The organism is Streptomyces alanosinicus (genome assembly GCF_014650595.1).
GTDB classification, from domain to species: domain Bacteria; phylum Actinomycetota; class Actinomycetes; order Streptomycetales; family Streptomycetaceae; genus Streptomyces; species Streptomyces alanosinicus.
Genome location: NZ_BMVG01000097.1, coordinates 1 through 5095, shown reverse-complemented (window position 1 = coordinate 5095; position 5095 = coordinate 1). Strand labels below are relative to the sequence as shown.

General features: G+C 69.3%; 4 protein-coding genes and 1 pseudogene. All 5 read right to left on the bottom strand.

Going from position 1 to position 5095, the window contains the following annotated elements; all coding sequences use genetic code 11:
* Positions 1–97 (bottom strand): annotated as a pseudogene (locus tag IE277_RS46160) (ATP-binding protein); the annotation flags it as partial.
* A complete protein-coding gene (locus IE277_RS46155) occupies positions 78–647 on the bottom strand; it encodes a DUF742 domain-containing protein (protein WP_189960068.1) in 570 nt (189 codons plus the stop codon). The pseudogene IE277_RS46160 and the gene IE277_RS46155, both read right to left, overlap by 20 nt.
* A gap of 94 nt (positions 648–741) precedes the next feature.
* A complete protein-coding gene (locus IE277_RS46150; protein WP_003993185.1) occupies positions 742–1155 on the bottom strand; it encodes a roadblock/LC7 domain-containing protein in 414 nt (137 codons plus the stop codon).
* 10 nt (positions 1156–1165) lie between these two features.
* A complete protein-coding gene (locus IE277_RS46145; RefSeq protein WP_189960066.1) occupies positions 1166–4390 on the bottom strand; it encodes a sensor histidine kinase in 3225 nt (1074 codons plus the stop codon).
* A 390-nt stretch (positions 4391–4780) separates the two neighbouring features.
* Positions 4781–5095, bottom strand: a 315-nt coding sequence (locus IE277_RS46140; RefSeq protein ID WP_189960064.1) for a GTP-binding protein, incomplete at its 5' end; no start/stop codon positions are given.

Below are 5095 nucleotides of genomic sequence, written 5' to 3'. Positions count from 1 at the left end.
CGAACGTGGTCTTGCCCACGCCGAAGCCGCCCGCCACCACGATCTTCGCGGAAGTGGTGGAGCGGGAAGGACCGCCGCTAGAGCTTGCGAAGTCCACTGAGCACCCTTTCGAGCAGTGTCACGTCTGGCTGGCCACCGGCGTTCTCGTCGCCGCCGGGCTGATGGATGGCGACCAGGCCCGCCTCCGCCAAGTCGGCGACGAGAATCCTGGCCACGCCGAGGGGGATCGTCAGCAACGCCGAGATCTCGGCCACCGACTTGATCTCCCGGCACAGGTTGCAGATCCGCTGATGCTCGGGCAGCTGGCCCTGCATCTGATGCGGAGCGGCGGTGGTGTGCACCAGTGCCTCGATGGCGAGCTGGTAGCGCGGGCGGGTCCGGCCGCCGGTCATGGCGTACGGACGCACCAAGGGGTTGTTCGAGGCGGTCGCGGGCGCCGGCTCGGGGCGGCGCTGCGGTTGCACCGGCTGGATCCGTGGGGACGGCGGCTGGTCGTACGGCGAGGGGCCGGGACCCTGCGGCGCGTACGGCTGCCGGTGGCTCGGGGCGGAGGGGAAGTTGTACCGGTTCGCCGAACCGTCGCCCTGGCCCTGGGCAGGGCCGTACGACCAGTTTCCCGAATGCGAACCGCCTGGGGGTGTTGCCACTTTCTCCTCCTCCGACTGTGCCGGGCACCCATCGCTGTGGAGCCGCGTCCCGAAACCTTACGGCCCCGGGACGCGAATACGCACCGTCCGCTTGTTAGTTGAGAAGGCTGCCCTGGAGCTCCGCACGGAGATCCGGGGTCAGGACCGTGCCCGCGCGGTCCACCAGAAGGGCCATCTCGTACCCGATGAGGCCGATGTCCGCTTCCGGGTGGGCCAGCACCGCGAGCGAGGAACCGTCGGATACGGACATGATGAAGAGGAATCCCCGCTCCATCTCCACAACCGTCTGGTTCACAGCGCCTCCCTCGAAGATCCGGGAGGCGCCTGCCGTCAGGGACGTCAGACCGGATGCGACGGCCGCGAGCTGGTCGGCGCGGTCGCGGGGGAAGCCTTCGGACATCGCCAGAAGGAGTCCGTCGGCGGAGACCACCACCGTGTGGGACACCCCCGGGGTGTTGTCCACGAAGTTGGTGATCAACCAGTTCAGGTTCTGTGCCGCCTGGCTCATCGGGCTCACACTAACGCTCCTGGTTGTAGGTGCTGTCAGGACCACTGTGCTGATTTCTAGTGGCCTGGCCGTTCGTTTCACTGCCTGCGCTGCGTCCGCGCTGGACGCCTCGACGCAGGTTGCTCAGCCTGCCCCGGACATCCTCCGGGGCGCGGGAGACCTGGGGGCCTCCCTGAGGGGTGTTCTCGGCGGCGCCCTCGACCAGGTTGGCCTTGGGCACCCGCCGCGGCAGACCGGAGGCGGTGACCCCGCCGGCCTTGGGCTTGCGGAGCTGGGACGCCTGCTGCCACCGCTCGTCGTTCGCCGAGCGCCAGCCGCTGTCGGCGCCGGCCCCCGGAGCGTTGCCCGGTGCCGGAGCCTCCTGCTGCACGTGCGCCGCGCCACCCGCGGTACCCGAGCCGTTGGAACCGCTCGCGGCGGATCCGCGGCGGGGCAGCCCGGCGTCGGTCAGCTGGTGGGAGGCGGTCGAGGCCGGTCCCGGACGGTCGAAGCCTACGCGGTTCCGCTCACCTGCGTCAGCGGCCTGCGAGGATTCCGTTTCCGGAGCGTAATGGGCCGGATAGCCGTTCTGGTACCCGTCCTGCTGCGGCCAGTCGTCCTGGTAGGTGTGCGCCGGGGCGGGCTCCGTGTAGGCCGGGTCGGAGTAGCCGCCGGCCGCCGGGGCCGAGAAGCTCTCATCCTGCGGCAGGCCGCCGTTCGGCGCGAAGAACTGGTCCTCATAGTGCTTTTCGTACGACGGCTGCCGCGGCTCTTCGTACGACGGCTCCTGGTACCCGGTCTCCTGGTACGCCTCTCGCGGCTGCTCCTGGTAGACCGGCTGGGCCTGGGTGCCGTCGAACAGCGGGCCGGCGTACGGCGCGGGCGCCTCCGCTTCCGCTTGTGCCGACTCCGGCTGGCCGAACGTCTGGGCCTCCAGGGCCGCCCGGCGCTCCTCGCGCATCAGCGAACGGCCGACGGGGTCCAGATCGCGGATGTCGTCGGGGACGTCGTACTGGCTGTCGTCGAAGCCCAGCTCGGCGGCGGTGCGCATCGGCGGCACCTGGTTGAAGCTCTCACCCTGGAACTGCTGCTCCGGGATGATCTGCGAGACCGTGAACTCCTCGCGGTCCAGCGGCGCCTCGCCGCCACCGCCGTGCGTGATCGCGTCCGGCAGCATGACCAGGGAGGTCGTGCCGGCCTGCTCGCCCGAGGGGCGCAGCTGGACGCGGATGCCGTGCCGGTCGGACAGCCGGCCGACCACGAACAGACCCATGCGCTGGGAGATCGCGGCGTCCACGGTCGGCGGGTTGGCCAGCTTGTGGTTGATGTCCGCGAAATCCTCGGCGGTCAGGCCGATGCCCTTGTCGTGGATCTCGATCATCACGCGGCCGTCGGGGAGACGGGTCGCGGTGACACGGACCTTGGTCTGCGGAGAGGAGAACGTCGTCGCGTTCTCCAGCAGCTCGGCGAGCAGGTGCACGAGGTCGGTGACCGCGCGGCCGTGGATCTCGGCCTCCGGCACGCCGGACAGCTCGATGCGCTCGTACTGCTCCACCTCGGAGGAGGCGGCGCGCAGCACGTCGACCAGCGGCACCGGCTGGTCCCAGCGGCGGCCGGGCTCCTCGCCCGCGAGGACCAGGAGGTTCTCGCCGTTGCGGCGCATACGGGTCGCGAGGTGGTCCAGCTTGAAGAGGTTCTCCAGCTGGTCCGGGTCGGCCTCGTTGTTCTCCAGGTCGGTGATCAGGGTCAGCTGGCCCTCGATCAGCGACTGGTTGCGGCGCGACAGGTTGGTGAAGATCGCGTTGATGTTGCCCCGCAGCAGGGCCTGCTCGGAGGCGAGCCGGACCGCTTCGCGGTGCACCTGGTCGAAGGCGCGGGCGACCTCGCCGATCTCGTCCTTGGTGGTGATCGGGATCGGGGCGACCCGGGTGTCGACCCGGCCGGGGTCGGTGCGCGAGAGCTGGTCGACCAGCATCGGCAGACGCTGCTCGGCGATGCCGAAGGCCGCGTTGCGCAGCTGGCGCATCGAGCGGCTCATCTGGCGGGCCACGGCACCGGCCAGGATGAAGGCGAGCAGCAGGGCGATCACCACGACGCCACCGGTGATGAACGCGGAGTTCTTGGCGTCGTCGGCGATCGACGAGGCCTCGTTCACGGCCTTGTCGGCCATGTCCGACTCGATCTGCCGGTAGGCCTTGTACTTCAGCGTGTTGACCGCGAACCAGTTGTCGGCGGTGATGCCCTTGGCGGCCAGCTCCTGCCGGGTGAGGACACTGGTGTCCTTCATGGTGGCGAGGGCCGAGACCATCGTGGTCGGGTCCGAGGGCGGCGGGACGTAGCTCGGGTTCTTCTGCTTGGCCTGCGCGGCCGTCGCGGCGCCGTCCGACTCGATCTGCGCCTGCTTCTGCTGCAGCTTCCTCGCGTCCGCCTCGGTGCCGCCGCCCTTGTACTCCTCGACGGCGATGCGCTCCAGATAGGCGTACGAGGACAGCGACACCCGCTGGGTCGCCAGGTTGCCCGCGTCCGGACCGGGCTTGACCAGCAGATGCGTGCCGATCGACCGCTCCAGCGACAGCGCCGCCTTGGTCAGGGAGATGGCGTAGACGGTACGGCCGTAGGAGGTGATGTTGCCGGTGCCCAGACCGAGCTCGTTGGCGAACTCCATCAGGGGGTGCGTGACGTCGACGTACCCCTCTTCGGTCTTCACACCGGGCGTCTTCGCGGTGTAGGCGGCCTGGCGCAGCTGCGTCAGCTCGGGCTCGGCCTCGCGGAACAGCTTCAGCCGGCGCACCAGGCCCGACTTCTGCGGCATGCTCTGCGCCGCCTGGTCGAAGCCGTCGGCGGCCACATCCGTGGCCTTGCGGGCCTGGTCGACGATGGCCTTGTTCTTGCTGCTGGTCCGGTCCAGCAGCAGGGGAGCGGCGGTGACGTCACGCTCGTTCTCAAGAGCGTCGGCGTAGGTGAGGGCGGCACGGACCAGGCGGGCGGTGTTCTCGGCGTCGCGGGCCTGCTGCCAGGTGTCGATCGAGCTGTTGACCTGGAAGCCGCCCATGACAAGGCCGACCGCCGCGGGTATCAGCAGGATCGCGTTCAGTCTGGTCGGCACGCGCCAGTTGCGCGGCGAGAAACGGCCGCCGCTCGGCGCGGGCGCGGCCGCCGGCTCGCCGCCGGTCACAGGGGTGGGCGCCGCAGCGCGCGGCGGCGGGGTGAAGTTGCCCCGCGCCGACGGCTCGGGACCGTTCTTGCTTCGCCTCACTCGACCAACAACCTCTCGGCGGGTCGGCACCTACGTCGTGCCGCAGTCTCTCAGAGCCCGGTTCGTCATCGACCCTTGAGTACGTCTTTGACTATTGGGCAGTTCAGGCATTCCAGCACGTGGACCAGCGGTCTTCCAAACAGCGGAAACCTCTGAGCGAGGCTCTTGGCGGCCGGAGATAAAACGGTCATAAAGAGCGAGCCACGCCAAAAGGCGGGGTGTTTGTGCGCACAGTGGCACTGCGCGACCGCGTCGCGTGGTGATGCCCGGCGATTCCTCTGCCGAACTGTTATGAACACCGGAGCCGACCGTGTCAAAGGCCACAGTCGGCTCTGGTCCGTTTACGACAACTGCCGTACGACACGTCGTACTTGATCGCTTACGCGTGTGCTACTTGAGGCGGGCCATCAGGGCGTGCTCGACCAGCGTGATCAGCGCACTCTTGGCGTCGGCGCGGTGCCGGGCGTCGGTCGTGATGATCGGGGTGTCCGGCCCGATCTGCAGCGCTTCCCGTACTTCGTCGGGGGCGTAGGGCTGCTGGCCGTCGAAGCCGTTGAGGGCGATGACGAAGGGCAGGCCGGAGTTCTCGAAGTAGTCGACGGCCGGGAAGCAGTCGGCGAGGCGCCGGGTGTCCACGAGCACCACCGCGCCGATCGCGCCGCGTACCAGGTCGTCCCACATGAACCAGAAGCGGTCCTGGCCGGG

Coding starts and splice junctions, on each gene's coding strand:
- IE277_RS46150 (WP_003993185.1), bottom strand. CDS start 1,155: ATGAGCCAGGCGGCACAGAACCTGAACTGGTTGATCACCAACTTCGTG.